This window comes from Bradyrhizobium sp. SZCCHNS3002 (genome assembly GCF_032377435.1).
Classification (GTDB): Bacteria; Pseudomonadota; Alphaproteobacteria; order Rhizobiales; family Xanthobacteraceae; genus Bradyrhizobium.
This window is the reverse complement of sequence record NZ_JAUHHY010000002.1, coordinates 26,778-45,630: the sequence shown is the minus strand read 5'-3', so window position 1 is coordinate 45,630 and position 18,853 is coordinate 26,778. Positions and strand designations below refer to the sequence as shown.

The following is an 18,853-nucleotide window of genomic DNA, read 5'->3' as shown; positions in this document are numbered from 1 at the left end:
AGCATTCACGCGAATGCAACGCCACGATTTCCGCTGTCATCGCCCCGCTTGACCGGGCGATCCAGTACGCCGCGGTCTCGCGGTCGATCGCCGACGTCTCCGCAATGCCGGATCACCCGCCTTCGCGGAGGATGACAGTCTAACTCCAGGCGGCAGCTAGACCTTCACTGGCCCCAATTCATCGAAATGCCCGCGCCGCTGCAGCCAAGCAAGCAGCACGAGGCTCGGGATCGCGACGAGCGCGCAGATGACGAAGAATGTGGGCCAGCCGGTCGCCTTCGCCACATAGCCCGCGCCCGATGACAGATAGGTTCGTCCAACCGCGGCGAGTGCGGTGAGCAGCGCATATTGGGTCGCGGTGTGCAGCGGATTCTGGCACAGCGCAGAGAGATAGGCGACGAAGATCACGGTGCCGATCGCGCTGGTGAAGTTCTCCGCAGAGATCGCCAGCGCCAGCGCCCATTGATTGACGCCGACGATGGCGAGCCATGAGAACGACAGGTTGGCCAGCGCCTGCACGATGCCGCCGATCCACAGGCTGGTGGCGAGCGAATAGCGCCGCGCGACGAAGCCGCCGGCAAAGCCGCCGGCGAGCGTGGCGGCGAGGCCGACGCCTTTCACGATCGCGGCGTAGTCGACCTTGCTGAAGCCGAGATCGATCACGAACGGCGCGGTCATCGTGCCGGAGAAGGCGTCGGTGAACTTGAACAGCACGACGAAGGCGAGCGCCGTGAGCGCATCACGTCGGCTGAGGAACTCGACGAAGGCTCCGGCGGCCGCATGCATCACGCGGGTGAGCGCGGTGTCCGCGCCCATCGCGGCCTCCGCCTGCTGCGACTGTGCCGGCTCGGTCGCCGCGAGGGCCGTGATCGTGCCAATCAGCACCATTCCGGCCATCGCGACATAGCCCCACATCCAGGACGACGGACGCGTCAACCCCGAGTTCTCGAATGCACTGACCACCACCAGCGCGCCGGCGGTCGAGACCAGCATGCCGATGCGGTAGGCGGCGACATACGCCGCCATGCCCGCGGCTTGCTCGCTCTCCGGAAGGCTCTCGACGCGGAAGGCATCGACCACGATGTCCTGGGTCGCCGACATCGCGGCGACCAGCAGCGCGGCCAGCGCGACCATGAACGGCGCATGCGCCGGGTCAGTCACGGCCAGCAGCAGGATGGCCGCGATCAGCAGCAATTGCGCGAACACCAGCCAGCCGCGCCGCCGCCCGAAGGCGCGCGTCAGCAGCGGCACGTGCAGCGCGTCGACCAGCGGCGCCCAAAGGAATTTCAGCGTGTAGGGCGTGCCGACCAGCGCGAACAGCCCGATGGTCCCGAGATCGACGCCGAGCTCGCGCATCCAGATCTGAAGCGTCGAGCCGGACAGCGCCAGCGGCAGACCCGAGGAGAAGCCGAGGAACAGCACCACGAGCACGCGCGGCTGCAGGTAGACGGCCATGCTCTCGCGCCAGGTGGGGGCGGGCTTGGCCTCAGGCTTTGCAGCGGTTGCTCTGATGTCGGAGGCGGCGTCAGGTGCGGTCATCGGTGGGTGGTAGCAGATCTGGACAGCTTTCGCGACGCCGCGGTCATTCCCCCGCCTGCATCCGCCCCGCCAGCGGAAACAGGTCCGGCGTCGCGCCCGCGCCCGGCGCAATGCGCGGAGAGTCCGCCGGCGCATCCGGCTTGCTGAAATCGAGCTCCTCGATCCGCGCGGCGCGCTTCTCGATCTTGTCGGCGGAGATGAGGATCTGGCGGATGTCCTCGCCGACATCGCCAAAATGCTTCTGCAGCTTGAGCACGCGCTCGCGCAGGCGGCCGAGGTCGTCGCCCAAATGGATCACCTCGTTGCGGATCTGGTCGGCGGCGTCGCGGATGCGCGCATCCTTCATGATCTGCTGCATGACCTGGATCGCGAGCATCAGCAGCGACGGCGACACCAGCACGACACGGGCGCGATAGGCTCTCTGGATGACGTCGTCGAAGCCGTCATGGATCTCGGCGTAGACCGATTCCGACGGCACGAACATCAGCGCCGTGTCCTGCGTCTCGCCGACCACGAGGTACTTCTCGGCGATGTCGTTGACGTGGCGCAGCACGTCGGTGCGCAGCCGCTGCGCGGCGGCGCGCTTCTCCTCTTCGGTTTCGGCATCATGCAACGCGGTCACGGCTTCCAGCGGAAACTTCGCGTCGATGCACAGCGGCCTGGTGTCGGGCAGGAACACGACGCAGTCCGGCCGCTTGCCGCTGACGAGCGTGTACTGGAAGGCGTAGCTGCCCTTCGGCAGCCCGTCCTGGACGATCGCCTCCATGCGCGCCTGGCCGAATGCGCCACGCGACTGCTTGTTGGCGAGCACGTCGCGCAAGGTCGTGACCTGTGTCGTGAGCTCGCTGAGATCGCGATGCGCGTTGTCGATGATGCCGAGCCGCTCGTGCAGCACGCGCAAGGAATCCATGGTGTGGCGCGTGGTCTGCTCCATCGATTGGCCGACGCGATGGGTGACGGCGTCGAGCCGCTCGTTGACGCTGCGCGCCAGGTCCACCTGCCGCCCGGCAAGCAGCTGCGCCATCGCGTCGACCCGGCCGGAGGCCTCGCTCTGCACCCGGATCATCTCGCCGAACCGCTGTTCGATCTCATCGGCGCGTATCGCCTGCTGGGCCGCGAGCTCGGCGCCGCGCCGGCCGGAGCGCACCACGGCCGCGACGATCATCAGCAGCAGGAGCAGAACCAGCACGCCAAACCCGATCAGCGCGTCGCTGGCGCGCACGGGCAGATCGCCGATCATGACGACGACAGGATTGAGGGACTGGCTGGCGGTCATCACCCCCCATCTATCCGATTCGCAAGAGCTCGCGAACGAAGAGAGAACATTTATGGTTAAGGCCGGGTAAAGAATCATGGTTAACGAGACATTGAAATTCATGGTTAGCGAAGTCTTAACTGCGGGCCATCACATTGACCGCGCCGGTTCCGCGGCTTAAATCGCGCGCCATGTCCCTAAGAGAAATCATCATCCTGCCGGACCGGCAGTTGCGGCTGGTGTCCAAGCCGGTCGAGAAGGTCACGCCGGAGATCCGGCAGCTGGTCGACGACATGTTTCAGACCATGTACGACGCGCCAGGCATCGGGCTCGCAGCGATTCAGGTCGCGCAGCCGCTGCGCGTCATCACCATGGATCTGGCCAAGCCCGACGCGAACGGGGAAGGCAAGCGCGAGCCGCGCGTCTTCATCAATCCGGAGATCGTTGCCAAGTCGGACGAGCTGTCGGTCTACGAGGAAGGCTGCCTGTCGATCCCCGAATATTACGAGGAGGTCGAGCGGCCGGCGCGTGTGCGCGTGCGCTTCACCGATCTCGACGGGCTGGTCCGCGAGGAGGATGCGGAGGGGCTCTACGCCACCTGCATCCAGCACGAGATCGACCATCTCAACGGCGTGCTGTTCATCGACTATCTGTCGAAGCTCAAGCGCGACCGCGTGATGAAGAAGTTCACCAAGGCCGCCAAGCGCGCCGGCGAGTAACGATCAACTCTCTCCTCCGTCATGCCCGGGCTTGACCCGGGCATCCACGTCTTGCCTCTCGCGTTGGCATTGCGACGTGGATGGCCGGGACGAGCCCGGCCAATGACGGCAGGATGAAGCCTTGAGGGGCGCACCAGATGCCGCTTCGCCTGATCTTCATGGGCACGCCGGATTTCGCCGTGCCGACCCTGCTCGAGCTCGCCGGCCACGGCCACGAGATCGTGGCCGTCTACACGCGCGCGCCGAAGCCGGGTGGCCGCCGTGGCTTGGCCTTGGTCCCGACTCCGATCGAGACCGAGGCGCGGCGGCTCGGCATTCCCGTGCTCACGCCGAAGACGCTGAAGACCGAGGACGCGCTGGCTGCGTTCCGCGCCCACCAGGCCGACGCCGCCGTCGTCGTCGCCTATGGCATGATCCTGCCGCAGGCGATTCTCGATGCACCAAAACTCGGCTGCTACAACCTCCACGCCTCGCTGCTGCCGCGCTGGCGCGGCGCTGCGCCGATCAACCGTGCCATCATGGCAGGGGACGCCGAAAGCGGCGTGATGGTCATGAAGATGGATGTCGGTCTCGACACCGGCGACGTCGCGATGGCGGAGCGTCTTGGTATCACCGATGCGATGACGGCGTCCGATCTGCACGATCGCCTGTCGCGGATCGGCGCCGACCTGATGGTGCGCGCGATGGCCGCGCTGGAGCGGGGCGGGCTGACGCTGACGAAGCAGGCCGAGGATGGCGTGACCTATGCGGCCAAGATCGAGAAGGCCGAGGCGCGGATCGACTGGACGAAGCCGGCGCATACGGTGCTGCGTCACATTCACGGCCTGTCGCCGTTCCCCGGCGCCTGGAGCGCGGTCATGCTCGATGGCGAGGCGGTGCGTTTGAAGATCCTGCGCTGCGCGCTCGCCGACGGCCGGGGCGAGCCGGGCGCCGTGCTCGACGAGCAGCTCACCATTGCCTGCGCCGACGACGCCATCCGCGTGACCGAGCTGCAGCGCGCCGGCAAGGGCCCGATGAAGGCTGCGGATTTCCTGCGCGGCACGCCCGTCGCGCCGGGCCTGCGCTTCGGCTGACCAATTCAGCTCGTCATGCGCGGGCTTGACCCGCGCATCCATCTCGCGAACAAGCTTCGTCCATGGATGGATTGCCGGGTCAAGCCCGGCAATGACGGCCAAACGCGATCGAGGCGATGCCCCGCTACAAGCTCACCATCGAATATGACGGCGCGCCGTTCTGCGGCTGGCAGCTGCAGGCGACCTTGCCGTCGGTGCAGGGCGCGCTGGAAGCGGCGGTGCAGGCGACCTGCGGCGTGCCGACGCGCGTGCACGGTTCTGGCCGTACCGACGCCGGCGTCCACGCCATGGGGCAGGTCGCGCATTGCGACATCGCCAAGGAGTTCCGCCCCGACAAGCTGCGCGACGCACTCAACGCGCATCTGCGGCCGAACCCGGTTGCGGTGCTCCATGCCGAGATCGTACCCGACAGCTTCGAAGCGCGGTTCTCCGCGCGGAAGCGCCACTATCGCTATCGCATCGTCAATCGCCGCTCCAATCTTGCGCTCGAGGTCGGTCGCGTCTGGCGCGTGCCGCAGCGGCTGGATTCGGAGGCGATGCATGCGGCGGCGCAGCGGCTGCTCGGCAGGCATGATTTCACGACCTTCCGCGATGCGGAATGTCAGGCGAAATCGCCGGAGAAGACGCTCGATCAACTCGATGTCGTGAGGGACGGCGATGCGATCACCATCCTCACCTCCGCGCGCTCCTATCTGCATAGCCAGGTGCGCTCGATGGTCGGCTCGCTGGTGTGGGTCGGGCAGGGCCGCTGGACCGCAGATGATCTCGCCGCCGCGCTCGCCGCGCGCAATCGCGCCGCCTGTGGCGTCGTCGCGCCACCGGAAGGGCTCTATCTCGTGAAGGTCGACTATTGAGGTCGTTCCCGCGTGGAACCCGGCCCGTCGCGTACCGCGACGGGAGGCTGTCCTAATTAGTTGCTGCTTCGAGTTGCGCGATAGGCCTCATTAACTTCAAATTGAATCCCTCCCTGCTATCCGGACCTCAGGCTGCTCTCCAGCGAGGTCGATCGTGCGCATTCGTCAAGTCTTCCTGCTCTCTCTGCTGCTCGGGGCTGTCATCGGCCTGCTCGCCACCGTGCTGTTCGCCTGGCAGCAGCTGACCTCGCTGCAAGCGGCCCGGACCGCGGGCGCCGATGCGCAACTGCTGGCCGCCATGCTGCGGCTCCCGGAAAAGCTCAATGTGGAGCGCGCCTGGATCAATCCGCGACTGGCATCGGCCAACCCGGCGACGGCGGAGGAGCTCGCGGGGCTCAAGAAGATCACCGGCGGCTCCGATGAGGCGCTCGCCAAGGCGCGCAGCCTGGCGCAGCTTCGCGAGGACGTCGCAGCGCTCGATTCGATCGAGCAGAAGCTGCGCACGCTGCGCGGCGCGGCGCTCGATGCCGTGGCCGAGCCCAAGGCGTCCCGGTCTGAGGCTGTCGTCCGCGACTACGTGCCGCAGATGTTCACGGTCCAGGAAGCCACCGGCAGCCACGTCGAGGTGATCGTGCGCCGGATCAACGCGGCCAACCCCGCCGTCGGCCAGGCCGCACGGCTCGCCGTGATCGGATGGGATCTGCGCGATTGGGCCGGCCGCGCCACCACGACGCTCATTCGCATGATCGCCACCAAGCAGCCGATGGCCGGCGAGCCGGCCGAGGCGCTCGCCGCGTTCAAGGGACGCATTGAGCGGATCTGGGCGACGGCTAAGCTTGCCGCTGCCGAGATCGATCAGAAGCCGATCTTCGCGGCGATGACCGGGGTGGAAAACGGCTATTGGGCGCGCGGCGGCGAGCTGTATACGTCGCAGGTGGCGCCGAATCGCGGCAAGGTGCTCGAGCTCGACCCCGATCAGTTCCTGCGCTCGCTGTTTCCGATCCTCGACACCATCCTGCCGCTGCGTGATGCCGCGCTGACCGAGGCGCTGCGCCAGAGCGAGGCCGCGATCGGCGACGCCCAGCTCCGCTTCGTGCTGGCGCTCATTCTGCTCGTCGTCAACATTGCTGCCGCTGCGCTCGGAACACTCTGGTTCAACGCTCGGGTCATCAAGCCTCTGTCCAACCTGACCGAGCTGATCGGGCGCATCGCCAGCGGCGCGCGCGACGTGGAAATCGCCTACCGCGACCGCACCGACGAGGTCGGTACGCTCGCCCACGCCATCGGCGTTCTGCAGGAGATGTCGGCCGAGGCCGATCGGCTGGCGTTGCAGGGTGCTGATGCCGAGGCGCGGCGCGATGCGCGGCGGCAAAAGATCGAGGCGCTCACCCGTCGCTTCGGCGACGTCATCGACACGCTCTGCGGCCGGTTGAGCGACGCCGCCAGTGGCCTGAAACTCTCGGCCGAGACCCTCGACGGCTCCGCCAGCACCACGGCGTCACGTGCCACCGCCGTGGCCGATGCGGCGGCGCAGGCAACCTCCGGCGTCAACACAGTCGCGGCGGCCTCCGAGGAGCTCGACGCCTCGATGAAGGAGATCACCCGGCAGATCGCGGAAGCCGCGTCGGAATCCTCCAACGCGACCAGCCAGGCGCTCGACACCACCGACAAGGTCCGCACGCTGGCCGGCAGCGCGACACGCATCGGCGACGTCGTCCAGCTCATCCGCGCCATCGCCTCGCAGACCAATCTGCTGGCGCTCAATGCCACGATCGAGTCGGCGCGCGCAGGCGAGGCCGGCAAGGGTTTTGCCGTCGTCGCATCCGAGGTGAAGAGCCTGGCGTCGCAGACCAGCAAGGCCACCGAAGAGATCGAGAGCCAGATCGCCGCGATTCAGGACGAGACCGGCAGCACGGTCGCTGCAATCGAGAAGATCGCAGCCGTGGTGAATACGATCAGCGGCGTCACGGGAGCTGTCGCGACGGCCGTGGCCGAGCAGAGCGCTACGACACGCGAGATCGCCCGCAGCGTGCAGCAGACGGCGAGCGGTACCAACGACGTCTCGTCGTCGATTGCGCTGGTCAGCGCGGCCGCAGCCGAAACCCGCGGCTCGGCGCGCTCACTGCTCGATTCTGCTGCCAGCCTAGCCGGCCAGGCGACGGATTTGCGCCGCGAGGTCGATCAGTTCCTGGCGGAGGTGAAGGCCGCCTGATCGGAGCGGCACGCCGCTCACGCGAAGTAGCGATCGAGAATGCCGCGATAGATCTTCGTCAGGGTGGCGATGTCGGCGACCGAGGCGCGCTCGTCGATCTGGTGCATGGTCTGGCCGACCAGGCCGAACTCGATCACCGGGCAGTAGCTCGAGATGAAGCGCGCGTCCGAGGTGCCGCCGGTGGTCGATAGCTCGGGCTTGCGGCCCGTCACGCTCTTGATCGCGGCAACCGCGAGGTCGGTGAACGGTCCGGGCTTGGTCAGGAACACGTTGGAGTTCGACGGCATCCAGTCGATGCGGGCGCGGATGCGGTTGCCGCAAGCCTTGGCCAGCCGCTGCTCGACAAGCGCGCGCAGCGACTCCTGCGTATGGCAGTCGTTGTAGCGGATGTTGAACTTCGCCCGCGCCAGTCCCGCGATGACATTGGTCGCGGTGTTGCCGACGTCGACCGTGGTGAATTCGAGGTTCGACGGCTGGAATTGCGCGCTGCCATGGTCGAGCGGCTCGTCCGAAAGCGCGACGATCAGGCGCGAGATATCCGGGACCGGGTTGGAGGCGCGGTGCGGGTAGGCGACGTGGCCCTGCTTGCCCTCGACGATCAGGGTGCCGGACTGCGAGCCGCGGCGGCCGATCTTGATGCAGTCGCCCATGACTTCTTGATTCGACGGCTCGCCGAGCACGCAATGGTCGAAGCGCTCGCCGCGCTCGGCCGCCCATTTCAACAGCTTGATGGTGCCGTTGATCGAGACGTCCTCCTCGTCGCCGGTGATCAGGAACGAGATCGAGCCCTTCGGCCGTCCACCATTGTCGCGCAGATAGTCGAGTGCAGCCGCCACGCTGCAGGCGATGCCGCCTTTCATGTCGACGGCGCCACGGCCATAGATGTAGCCGTCCTTGACCTCGCCGGAGAATGCGCCAAGGCTCCATGCAGCCTCGTCGCCGGGCGGCACCACGTCGGTGTGGCCGGCGAACGTGATGTGCGGCCCCTCGGTGCCGATCCGGGCGTAGAGATTGTCGACGTCGGCGGTGCCCGCTTCCGAGAAGGTCACGCGATGGGTCTGGAAGCCGGCTTGCTTCAGCAGGTCCTCGAGCACGCCGAGCGCCCCGGCATCGGCGGGGGTCACGGAGGGACAGCGGATCAGGTCGCGGGCGATGGTGAGGGCATCGGTCATGCCCTCGCTTAACATGGGCGTTCGGGCGGCGGCTAGTGCGGCCGCCCGGACGTGGACGATCAGTCGCGCAGCAGCTCGTTGATCGAGGTCTTGGAGCGGGTGCGCTCGTCGACGCGCTTGACGATGACGGCGCAGGCGGTGGAGGGGCCGATCTGGCCGTTCTTCATCGGCTTGCCCGGCAGCGCGCCCGGCACCACGACGGCATATTCCGGCACCTCGCCGACGAAAACCTCGCCGGTCTCGCGGTCGACGATCTTGGTCGAGGCGCCCAGGAACACGCCCATCGACAGCACCGCGCCCTTGCGCACGACCACGCCTTCGGCAACCTCCGAGCGCGCGCCGATGAAGCAGTCATCCTCGATGATGACGGGACCGGCCTGCAGCGGCTCCAGCACGCCGCCGATGCCGACGCCGCCGGAAATGTGCACGCGCTTGCCGATCTGGGCGCAGGAGCCGACCGTCGACCAGGTGTCGACCATGGTCGCCTCGTCGACATAGGCGCCGAGATTGACGAAGGACGGCATCAGCACGACGTTCTTGGCGATGAAGGCCGAGCGGCGCACGATCGCGCCGGGCACGGCGCGGAAGCCGGCGTCACGGAAACGGTTCTCGCCCCAGCCCTCGAACTTCGACGGCACCTTGTCCCACCACGACGCCTGGCCGGGGCCGCCGGGGATCACGCTCATGTCGTTGAGGCGGAACGACAGCAGCACCGCCTTCTTGAGCCACTGGTTGACGCTCCACTTGCCGTCCGTGCCCCGCTCGGCGACCCGGGCCTCGCCCTTGTCGAGCAGCTCCAGCGCGCTCTCCACGGCGTCGCGGACCTCGCCCTTGGTCGTGGTCGAGACGCCATCACGGGCATCGAAGGCGCTGTTGATGGTGGATTCCAGGGCGGACAGTGACATCGGTCGATCCTCGCTTGGTCCCGGGCCGACCGGGATAGACTTGTAGAAGCTGGGGGCAGGGCGGCTTTTTCCGGGTTTGGGGTAAGGGAGTCAAGGCACCCACCGGCGTCGTCCCGGACAAGCGGAGCGCCCGGCTGTCGCTATTGAGACGACTTTATATCGCGAGCGCCGATCCGGGACCCATAACCACAGGGAGACGTGTTGGGCACATCCTTAGCCACTTGCGTGCCCACACATCCGCCGGTGGTTATGGGTCCCGGGTCAAGCCCGGGACGACACTGAGTTTGTCGGACGCCCATCGCACCTCAGGACCGCCGGCGGCTTCGCTTGTCCGGACGACAGCGAGGGTTAGGCCTTCACCAGCCGCTGCAAGAACCCGGTCAGATCGTCCGTCACATGATCCACATGCGGATCATCGCGGCCCGACAGCTCCCAATCCTCGCGCACCACCTCCTTGGTGCCGTCCGGTACGACGAGCACCGTGGTCATGCCGAGGTCGTGCGGGACGACGAGGTTGCGGGAGAGGTCCTCGAACATTGCGGAGCGCGTCGGATCGACATCGTGCAGCCGGACGAATTTGTCATAGGTCTCGCGCGCGGGCTTCGGTGTCAATTCGGCGGCGATGATGTCGAACACGCCATGGAAATGGTCTGCGATGCCGAGCCGGCTCAGCACCGCGCCGACATGGTCCACCGAGCCGTTGGTCAGGATCAGCTTGCGTCCGGGCAGCCGCTCGATCGCCGCGCCCATCGCCGAGTTCGGCTCCAGCGGCGAATGGTCGATCTTGTGCACGTAGGCCAGGAAGTCGTCGGCATGCACGCCGTGCTCGGTCATCATGCCGCGCATCGTGGTGCCGTAGCGGCGGTAGTAGTCCTTCTGGATGCGACGCGCTTCGTCCGCATCGACCTTGAGCCAGTTGGACACGAATTCGCCGATCCTGGCATCGACCTGCTGCCACAGATTGACGTGATGCGGATACAGCGTGTTGTCGAGATCGAACACCCAGGTGTCGACGTGATCGAAGGCGCGGGGGGACTTTGTCATGTGTGCCTCGGTCCATCATGCGTGGGTTCATTCGGCCACAGTGGCGCGGCATATTCCGCTGTCGTCCCGGCGAACGCCGGGACCCATACCGCGTGATCTGTCTTGAGGCAGGATGGCTGACGCTGGCGGCCCAAACCACGGCCGGTGGCTATGGATCCCGGCGTTCGCCGGGATGACGGCGGAATTTGTTGCGGTATCCCGGGACTCATCGATGCGTCCATCACGGCAACGCAAACCGCAGCGTCTTGCCGCCGCGGGTGATGTCGACCGAAGTGAAGCCGGTGGCCGCGAAGCCGCGGCTCGGGCAGTCGCCCTGCTCGGAGGTCTCGAACTTGTTCTCGCGGGTGCAGAGCTGCACCAGGCCGCCCCAGTTCAGCGGCTTGTTCTTCAGCTTGATGGTGCGGTTCTCATCGTCGACCGCCTCGGCGAAGCTGTAGACCTTCTTCGGCTGTCCGGTGATGTCGGGATGCAGGCACTTGCCGGCATCGATGCGGTACCAGCCGCGGCTGACGACAGTCCGGCCGTCGTCGGTGCCGACCGCGGCCATCACCTTGTGAGGTGTGTCGTTGCACCAGGTCAGGCCGGTCGGCGACGGTGTCTGTACCGCGTCCACCATCGTGGCGAAGAACGTCGGCTGCGAGACGACATCGGAGGACAGGCCTCGGCTCTTCAGAAAGGCGGCGAGCGCGGCCTGCGTCTTCGGTCCGTCGACGCCGTCGATCGGTGAGGCGTCATAGCCGGCGATGCCGAGCAGCCGCTGGATGCCGGCGAGCCGCGCCTGCTCGTCGTCATATTCGGCGCTCTCGGCGAGATAGGCGATCAGGGTGCCGTCATCGGTCTTGCTCGGCGTGACCTGTGTGAAGGCCGCCGGCGTCTGCCCGGTGCGGCACTGCCGGGCGGCGGCGATGACGAAATTGTCGGGCGCCACGCACAGCTGGTCGTTGCCGTTCTCGGCGAGCGGCGACGCGCCGTAGAGGCTGAGCGCACGCGCATGCAAGAGAATGCGGTCGGCGGTCAGCGTCCCCTGCAGCACCACGCGGCAGGTCGCCGGATCGAGCCGGAACCAGCCGCGCGTTGCGGTCGCCGCCTTCTCGTCGATGCCGATTGCGGCCTCCACAACGTAGCTCATGCGATTGCAGAGCTTGAGGTCGGCGCGGGCAGGGGTGGTGAAGGTGAGGAGCGGAAGGAGGACCGTTAGGGCAAGTAAAGCGCGCGCCAGGATGGACTTCGCTCGTCCACCCTCTCCGCCGTCATGGCCGGGCTTGACCCGGCCATCCATCTTTTTGCGAGCACCAGAGAGTAAGGCGTGGATGCCCGGGCCTTCGCCGCGCCGAAGCGGCTTCGGCCGCGCAGGCGGGTCAAGCCCGGGCATGACGACCTTTAATGTGGTGGCGGCCGTGTCCATCACTTGTGGATCAGCGTGCCCGTGCCCTGGTTGGTGAACAGCTCGAGCAGCACCGCGTGCGACACCTTGCCGTCGAGGATGACGACGCCCTGCACGCCCTGCTCGAGCGCGTAGATGCAGGTCTCGACCTTGGGGATCATACCGCCGGAGATGGTGCCGTCGGCGATCAGCTTGCGCGCGTCCTTGATCGAGATTTCCGGGATCAGCTTCTTCGACTTGTCGAGCACGCCGGGCACGTCGGTCAGCAGCAGCAGCCGCTTGGCCTTCAGCGCGCCGGCGACGGCGCCGGCGAAGGTGTCGGCATTGACGTTGAAGGTCTGGCCCTCCTTCGAGGTCGCGAGCGGCGCCAGCACCGGGATCAGCTCGTAGCCGATCAGCTGGTTGAGCAGCGTGAGGTCGACCTTGTCCGGCTCGCCGACGAAGCCGAGATCGACCACCTTCTCGATGTGGCTGTCGGGATCGACCATGGTGCGGGTCGCCTTGACCGCGCGCACCATGTTGCCGTCCTTGCCGCACAGCCCGACGGCCTTGCCGCCGGCCTCGTTGATGTAACCGACCAGCTGCTTGTTGATCGAGCCGGCCAGCACCATCTCGACGATCTCGATGGTCGCGGCATCGGTGATGCGCAGGCCGGCCGCGAATTCCGAGACGATGCCGAGGCGCTTGAGCATGGTCGCGATCTGCGGCCCGCCGCCATGCACCACCACCGGGTTGATCGCGGTCTGCTCGAGCAGCACGATGTCGCGCGCAAACGCCTTCGCGGTGTCCTCGTCACCCATGGCGTGGCCGCCATATTTGATGACGATGGTTTCGTCGTCATACTCCTGCATGTGCGGGAGCGCTTCGGACAGGATGCGGGCCTGATCGAGCGGGCTGATGGTGGTCGCGTCGGTCATGTCTGGGAGGTCTCGGCTGTCGGGGGCGTCGCGCCGCGTTCTAGCCGATTGGAGCCCGCGGCGCAAAGCGCCGGATCAGGCCCGCCGCGGCCACAGCGCGCAGACCGCGAGTGCCAGCCAGCTCGCGATCTGCAGGCTGCCGCCGATCGGTGCTGCGAACGGAAACAGCCGGTCGCCGGTGAACTGCCGCATCAGGAGGTCGCCCGCGAACAGGGCTGGGCCGAGCACGAAGCCGATCGCCGTGGCCAGGCCGATGCGCCTCGCGACGACGCTGCGTTCGGCCAGCGCAATGGTGCCGAGCAGGGCGCAGGCATGGAACAGCAGCATGGTCGAGGCGGTCGCGAGCCGCGATGCATCGGGATCGTGCGCGGCCTTGGCCGCCAGCGCGACGCCGGCGGCGCCCATCAGCCCGGCCATTGCGACCAGGATTCGCCACGGCGTCATCATGTGCTCCGCTCTTCCAGCAGCCGCACCATGGCGGCGCGCAGCTCCGGCATGCCGGTGCCGGATCGTGACGACGTCGCCAGCACCTGCGGGAACGCCGCCGGATGCTTGGCGAGCGCGGCTTCGGTCTCGGCGATCCGGCTTGCGAGCTCGGCCGGCTTGATCTGATCGGCCTTGGTCAGGACGAGCTGATAGCTGACGGCGGACCGGTCCAGCGTCTTGAGGATCTCCTGATCGACTTCCTTCAGCCCATGACGGGCATCGATCAGCACATAGACGCGGGCGAGCGAGGCGCGGCCGAGCAGGAATTTGTGGATCAGCTCGGTCCAGGACGCGACCTTGGTCTTCGCCGCGGCGGCATAGCCATAGCCGGGCATGTCGACCAGCCGCAGCGGCGCATGCTCGGGCCCCTCGAAGAAGATCAGCTCCTGGGTGCGGCCCGGCGTATGCGAGGTGCGCGCCAGCGCGTTCTGGCCGGTCAGCGCGTTGATCAGGCTGGATTTGCCGACATTGGAGCGGCCGGCGAAGGCGACCTCGATCGCCCCCATCGGCGGCAGGCTTTCGATCGACGGCGATGCGTGCGTGAAGCGCCACGCCTGCGCAAACAGCTTGCGGCCTTTCTCGATCAGGCGGTCGTCTGCATCGGCGCTGGTGGTCATGACAAGCCTTCGCTCTTTGTCATGCCCGGGCTTGACCCGCCTGCGGGGCCGAAGCCCCTTCGGCGCGGCGAAGGCCCGGGCATCCACGCCATTGCGCGGGATATCAAAACGTGGATGGCCGGGACAAGCCCGGCCATCACGGTAGATGGTTCGTTGCTTCAGCAGCTCACACCGCCTTGGTCGTCAAGCCGCTTTTTTTCTGAACGTGCCGCGGATGTTGTCGAACAGCTCCACCTTGACGCCGTTGCGGCGCATGATGAAGCCCTGCTGCAGCACCGACAGCGTGTTGTTCCATGCCCAGTAGATCACGAGACCGGCCGGGAAGCCCGCGAGCATGAAGGTGAAGATCAGCGGCATCCAGTTGAAGATCATCGCCTGGGTCGGATCGGGCGGCGTGGGGTTCAGCTTCATCTGGAACCACATCGTGATGCCCATGATGATCGGCCAGATGCCGAGCGCGAGGTAATGCCCGAACAGCGGCAGCTGGGTCGGATCGAAATGCAGGAGCCCGAACAGCGTGAACAGATTGGTCGGATCCGGCGACGAGAGGTCCTTGATCCAGCCATAGAACGGCGCGTGTCGCATCTCGATGGTGACGAACAGAACCTTGTAGAGCGAGAAGAACACCGGGATCTGCAGCACGACCGGCAGACAGCCGGCGACCGGGTTGATCTTCTCCTTCTTGTAGATCTCCATCATCTCCTGCTGCTGCTTCATCCGGTCGTCCGGATAGCGCTCCTTGAGCGCCTGGAGCTGCGGCTGGATCGCCTTCATCTTCGCCATCGAGGCGTAGGACTTGTTGGCGAGCGGGAAGAACAGGAGCTTCACCAGCACCGTCACCAGCAGGATCGAGATGCCGAAATTGCCGAAGAAACGGAAGAAGAAGTCGAGCGCCAGGAACATCGGCTTGGTCAGGAAGTAGAACCAGCCCCAGTCGATCAGGAGATCGAAATGGTTCAGCCCGAGCTTCTGGTTGTAGCCGCCGAGGCCGCCGATCGGGAAGTTGATGCCGACGACGCCGGCCTCCTTGGCGCCGGCGAACAGCCGCGTGGAGACGCTGGTCGAGCCGCCGGCCGGCACCGTCTGCGGGGTCTCGACATAGTCCGTCTGGTAGCGATGCTGGTTGTCGACCAGCTTCGACGAATAGTTCGCCTGCAGGCGGGCATCCGTCATCGGCAGCAGCGCCGCCGCCCAATATTTGTCGGTGATGCCGAGCCAGCCATTGGTGACGTCGAACTTCGCCGCCTTCTCGTCGTCCATCTTCTTGTAGGTGAATTCCTGCAGGCCCTTCTCGCCGAGATAGCCGATCAGGCCTTCGTGCAGGATGTAGTAGCCGGACACGTGCGGCGTGCCGTGGCGCGAGATCAGGCCGTAGGGATACAGCGTCACCGGCGCGTTGCCGGCATTGGTGACGTCATCCTTGATGGTGAAGAGATAGTGGTCGTCGACGGAAATGGTGCGCTGGAAAGTCAGGCCGTCGCCGTTGGTAGTGGTCAGCTTCACCGGGGTCGACGGCGTCAGCGCATTCGAGCCGTCCTGCTGCCAGACCGTGTTCTGGTCGGGCACCTGCACCTTGGCGCCGGCGGCGTTCACCCAGCCGAACTCGGCGTAATAGGGTTCGGCGGTGTTGGACGGCGAGAACAGCACGATCGCCGGCGATTTCGGATCGACCGTCTCGCGGTACTGCACGAAGGCCAGATCGTCGATCCGCGCGCCCTTGAGCGAGATGCTGCCGGTCAGCCGCGGCGTGTCGATCTTGACGCGCGGCGTGGCGGCGATGGCGGTGTCGCGCGGCATCACGCCGGTGCTGGTCACGGCGCCGCCCGGCGCGCTCGGGCTGCCGGTCGCGGTCGCGCCCGGCTGCGGGGTGGCTGACGGCGCGGCGCTGTCGGGCTGGGTTGCCGGCGCCTGCTTCTTGGCGAGCTCGGCCTGCATCTGCGCCTGCGCGCGCTGCTTCTCCATCTGCGGGCCGTTGTAGAAGACCTGCCACAGGATCAGCACGAGGCCGGATAGAATAACGGCGAGGATGGTGTTGCGATTGTCGGTCATCGTTTTCTTATCGTCTCGTCGTTCAATCCGGTTTGCGGGAATGCGCGTCCGGAGCGGAAGCGTTCTGCTGGTTCAGCTTGCGCGGCTGCGGCTTGGCCTGCGGCCGGTCGAGGCGGCGGAGCGTCGCCTGGAGGTCGGCGAGCATGGTCTGGAAATCGCGTGACAGGGCATCCCGCCGGCCGACCAGCACGTAGTCACTGTGCGGCCGCATCGACAAGGGATCGAGCCGTTTCACAAGCTCGCGCAACCGCCGACGGATGCGATTACGCTCCGTGGCGGTGCCATTCTTCTTGGTGACGGTAAAGCCGATCCGGACCGGGCCCTGGTCCGGCCGTTCCCGGCGCTGGACCACGAAGGCAGGGCTGTTCGCCCGCACGCCATCGGCAACGGCGAGGAAGTCCGCCCGCTGCCGTAGCCGATCCATGATGGAAATCTCCGGGACAGACGCCCTGGCTTCAGGCGCTGAGACGCTTGCGGCCCCGGGCGCGACGCGCGGCAAGGACCTTGCGGCCGCCGGTGGTGGCGAGACGGGCGCGGAAGCCGTGACGGCGCTTGCGCACCAGTTTGCTGGGTTGATAAGTCCGCTTCACGGGTCGTTCTCCGCTGACGGGCAATTTGCCAGTTGACAACTTGCCTGCTTGAAATGTCGATTGATGTCCGGTGATGCTTCCGGGCCCGAAATGGACCGCTGCCGGCCCTGAAATCGAGCCGCTCCCGGGCGAGCCGGGTCATCGCGGACGGTTGGCGCGGCTTATAAGGGAGCGTCCCGCCTTCGTCAATCGCGGCAAGGCGTCATAGGCGGTGCAGGGATCGACGACGCCGAGATCCCGTAAAGACCTTCGTCACCAGCCGCGGGTCAGCGTCGCGAACGACACGAGGCAGGACGAGAACGCAAGACCCTGCGCACAAGACCCTGCGCACAAGACCCTGCGCACAAGACGAAGGCAAGAATAGCCTCGGCGCGGCGGGGTTGAAGATGTCAGAGATCGTGCAGTTTTGGGTTCCATTATGAACGATTTGGAAACCGGAACATGAGCGATCCGTAATTTGACCGGACTCCGGTGCAGTCCCATCTTGCGGTCCCGTAAGGGTGGGGGTGTCTCTTACAAGGGCGATACGTGACCGAGAGCGACAACCAGCCGATCCTGGAGCGTCTGCGACCGAAACGGTCGCGCCGGCTCGGCTTGTCTGGAAAGCTGCTGCTGTTGACCATTCCGCTGGTGATGATCGCGGAGGTGCTGATCTACGTGCCGGCGATCGCCAATTTCTGGACCAACCGGCTCAACGACCGCCTGGCGGCCGCCAATACCGCTGCGCTGGTGCTCGACGCCGCACCGTCCGGCATGGTGCCGGATTCGCTGGCGCGGCAGATCCTCACCTCCATCAACGCGCGCGGCGTCGCCATCAAGATGGGCCAGCAGCGCCGCCTGCTCGCGAGCGCCGACCTGCCCGCCTCGATCGACCACGACTTCGACATGCGCGACATGACGGCGTGGTCGTCGATCGTGAATTCGCTGACGATGATGACGGAGACCGGCGATCACACCATGCGCGTGATCGGGCCGGCGCCGGGCCGGGCCCAGTTCATCGAGGTGGTCACCGACGAGAAGCCGCTGCGCAAGGCGATGTACCGGTTCTCGCGCAACCTGCTCGGCGTGTCGCTGCTGCTCGCGGTGCTGACCGCGGCGCTGGTCTATCTTGCTCTGCATTTCCTGTTCGTGCGGCCGATGCGGCGCCTCACCGCGAGCCTCGTCGGCTTCCACGAAAATCCGGAGAGCGTGGCGCGAATCATCGTGCCGAGCCAGCGTTCCGACGAGATCGGCGTCGCCGAGCGCGAGCTTGCCGACATGCAGCGCGACCTCGTCTCGATGCTGCATCAGAAGAGCCGGCTCGCCGCGCTCGGCCTCGCCGTGTCCAAGATCAATCACGACCTGCGCAACCTGCTGGCCTCGTCGCAACTGCTGTCGGACCAGCTCGCCAGCGTGCCGGATCCGCGGGTGCAGCGCTTCGCGCCGAAGCTGATGCGCTCGCTGGAGCGCGCCATCGCGTTCTGCCAGTCGACCTTGTCCTACGGCAAGGTGCAGGAGCCGGCGCCGGACCGCCGCATGGTGGTAGTCGAGCCTGTCGTCGCGGAGGTGCGGGAGACCGCCGGCCTGTCGCCGGATGCCTCGATCACCTGGATCGCGGCGATCGAGCGCGGGCTGAAGATCGATGCCGATCCCGACCAGTTGTTCCGCGTGCTGCTCAACCTGGTGCGCAATGCCGCCCAGGCCCTGGACAGCCTCGCGGCGGATGCGGGCGTGCGCCAGATCCGCATCACCGGCCGCCGCGAGGGCGGGGTGGCGATCCTGGAGGTCTCGGACACGGGTCCCGGTGTTCCGGCGAAGGTGCGAGAGCACCTGTTCGAGGCCTTCCGCGGTGCCGGTCGTCCGGGCGGCTCGGGGCTGGGCCTTGCGATCGCGGCCGAATTGGTCCGGGCCCATGATGGCGACATCCAACTGGTCGAAGGGACCCTGGGGGCCACCTTCCGAATCACGATCCCTGACCGCCCCGTCGAGTTGCAGACTTTCTGGACCGAGCGCGCCAGCGCCTGAACCGGACCGGTCCCACCTGCCATCCCGGCGGCC

17 protein-coding genes are annotated in these 18,853 nt (G+C 66.6%); 5 read left to right on the top strand and 12 right to left on the bottom strand.

What is annotated here, in order from left to right; translation table 11 throughout:
* Positions 1-156 precede the first annotated feature (156 nt).
* Entirely contained in the window at positions 157-1,539 is a 1,383-nt protein-coding gene (locus tag QW845_RS04635) for an AmpG family muropeptide MFS transporter (RefSeq protein WP_315800482.1), read from the bottom strand.
* 43 nt (positions 1,540-1,582) lie between these two features.
* Entirely contained in the window at positions 1,583-2,815 is a 1,233-nt protein-coding gene (locus QW845_RS04630) for a DNA recombination protein RmuC (protein ID WP_315800897.1), read from the bottom strand.
* Between the two features lie 170 nt (positions 2,816-2,985).
* Between QW845_RS04630 and def the strand changes: the two genes are divergently transcribed.
* The 4 genes from def to QW845_RS04610 all read left to right on the top strand — a co-directional run bounded on the left by def (position 2,986) and on the right by QW845_RS04610 (position 7,652).
* Positions 2,986-3,513, top strand: a complete 528-nt coding sequence (gene def, locus QW845_RS04625; RefSeq protein WP_315800481.1) for a peptide deformylase — start codon at positions 2,986-2,988, stop codon at positions 3,511-3,513.
* A gap of 137 nt (positions 3,514-3,650) precedes the next feature.
* Positions 3,651-4,586: a methionyl-tRNA formyltransferase gene (gene fmt, locus QW845_RS04620; protein WP_315800480.1), complete on the top strand. Its 936-nt coding sequence runs from the start codon at positions 3,651-3,653 to the stop codon at positions 4,584-4,586.
* A gap of 116 nt (positions 4,587-4,702) precedes the next feature.
* Positions 4,703-5,440, top strand: a complete 738-nt coding sequence (gene truA / locus QW845_RS04615; protein ID WP_315800479.1) for a tRNA pseudouridine(38-40) synthase TruA — start codon at positions 4,703-4,705, stop codon at positions 5,438-5,440.
* Positions 5,441-5,594: 154 nt separating this feature from the next.
* On the top strand, positions 5,595-7,652 hold the full coding sequence (locus QW845_RS04610) for a methyl-accepting chemotaxis protein (RefSeq protein WP_315800478.1): 2,058 nt from the start codon (positions 5,595-5,597) through the stop codon (positions 7,650-7,652).
* Between the two features lie 17 nt (positions 7,653-7,669).
* On the opposite strand, the gene dapE is transcribed toward QW845_RS04610, so the two are convergent.
* From dapE to rpmH, 10 genes are all read right to left on the bottom strand, one after another.
* Positions 7,670-8,824, bottom strand: coding sequence for a succinyl-diaminopimelate desuccinylase (dapE, locus tag QW845_RS04605; RefSeq protein WP_315800477.1), 1,155 nt, complete (start codon positions 8,822-8,824; stop codon positions 7,670-7,672).
* A gap of 59 nt (positions 8,825-8,883) precedes the next feature.
* The gene (gene dapD / locus QW845_RS04600; protein ID WP_315800476.1) at positions 8,884-9,729 is read right to left on the bottom strand and encodes a 2,3,4,5-tetrahydropyridine-2,6-dicarboxylate N-succinyltransferase; all 846 of its coding nucleotides are present in this window, start codon (positions 9,727-9,729) and stop codon (positions 8,884-8,886) included.
* 348 nt (positions 9,730-10,077) lie between these two features.
* Positions 10,078-10,773, bottom strand: coding sequence for a pyrimidine 5'-nucleotidase (locus QW845_RS04595; protein WP_315800475.1), 696 nt, complete (start codon positions 10,771-10,773; stop codon positions 10,078-10,080).
* A gap of 220 nt (positions 10,774-10,993) precedes the next feature.
* Positions 10,994-12,052 (bottom strand): DUF1036 domain-containing protein, encoded by a 1,059-nt coding sequence (locus QW845_RS04590; protein ID WP_315800896.1) that lies wholly within the window; start codon positions 12,050-12,052, stop codon positions 10,994-10,996.
* Between the two features lie 125 nt (positions 12,053-12,177).
* Entirely contained in the window at positions 12,178-13,074 is an 897-nt protein-coding gene (gene argB / locus QW845_RS04585; protein WP_315800474.1) for an acetylglutamate kinase, read from the bottom strand.
* Positions 13,075-13,149: 75 nt separating this feature from the next.
* Positions 13,150-13,521 carry a DUF423 domain-containing protein gene (locus QW845_RS04580; protein WP_315800473.1) on the bottom strand — a complete coding sequence of 124 codons (372 nt, stop codon included), beginning with the start codon at positions 13,519-13,521 and terminating at the stop codon, positions 13,150-13,152.
* Complete coding sequence (gene yihA, locus QW845_RS04575; protein WP_315800472.1) at positions 13,518-14,177, bottom strand: ribosome biogenesis GTP-binding protein YihA/YsxC; 660 nt, start codon at positions 14,175-14,177, stop codon at positions 13,518-13,520. The genes QW845_RS04580 and yihA overlap by 4 nt, the downstream gene beginning before the upstream one ends.
* A 183-nt stretch (positions 14,178-14,360) precedes the next feature.
* Positions 14,361-16,226, bottom strand: a complete 1,866-nt coding sequence (yidC, locus tag QW845_RS04570) for a membrane protein insertase YidC (protein ID WP_315800471.1) — start codon at positions 16,224-16,226, stop codon at positions 14,361-14,363.
* A gap of 22 nt (positions 16,227-16,248) precedes the next feature.
* On the bottom strand, positions 16,249-16,650 hold the full coding sequence (gene rnpA, locus QW845_RS04565) for a ribonuclease P protein component (protein WP_315800470.1): 402 nt from the start codon (positions 16,648-16,650) through the stop codon (positions 16,249-16,251).
* A gap of 31 nt (positions 16,651-16,681) precedes the next feature.
* Positions 16,682-16,816 (bottom strand): 50S ribosomal protein L34, encoded by a 135-nt coding sequence (gene rpmH / locus QW845_RS04560; RefSeq protein WP_006609582.1) that lies wholly within the window; start codon positions 16,814-16,816, stop codon positions 16,682-16,684.
* Positions 16,817-17,344: 528 nt separating this feature from the next.
* On the opposite strand from rpmH, the gene QW845_RS04555 reads away from it, so the two are divergent.
* On the top strand, positions 17,345-18,820 hold the full coding sequence (locus QW845_RS04555) for a HAMP domain-containing sensor histidine kinase (protein ID WP_315715364.1): 1,476 nt from the start codon (positions 17,345-17,347) through the stop codon (positions 18,818-18,820).
* Positions 18,821-18,853 lie beyond the last annotated feature (33 nt).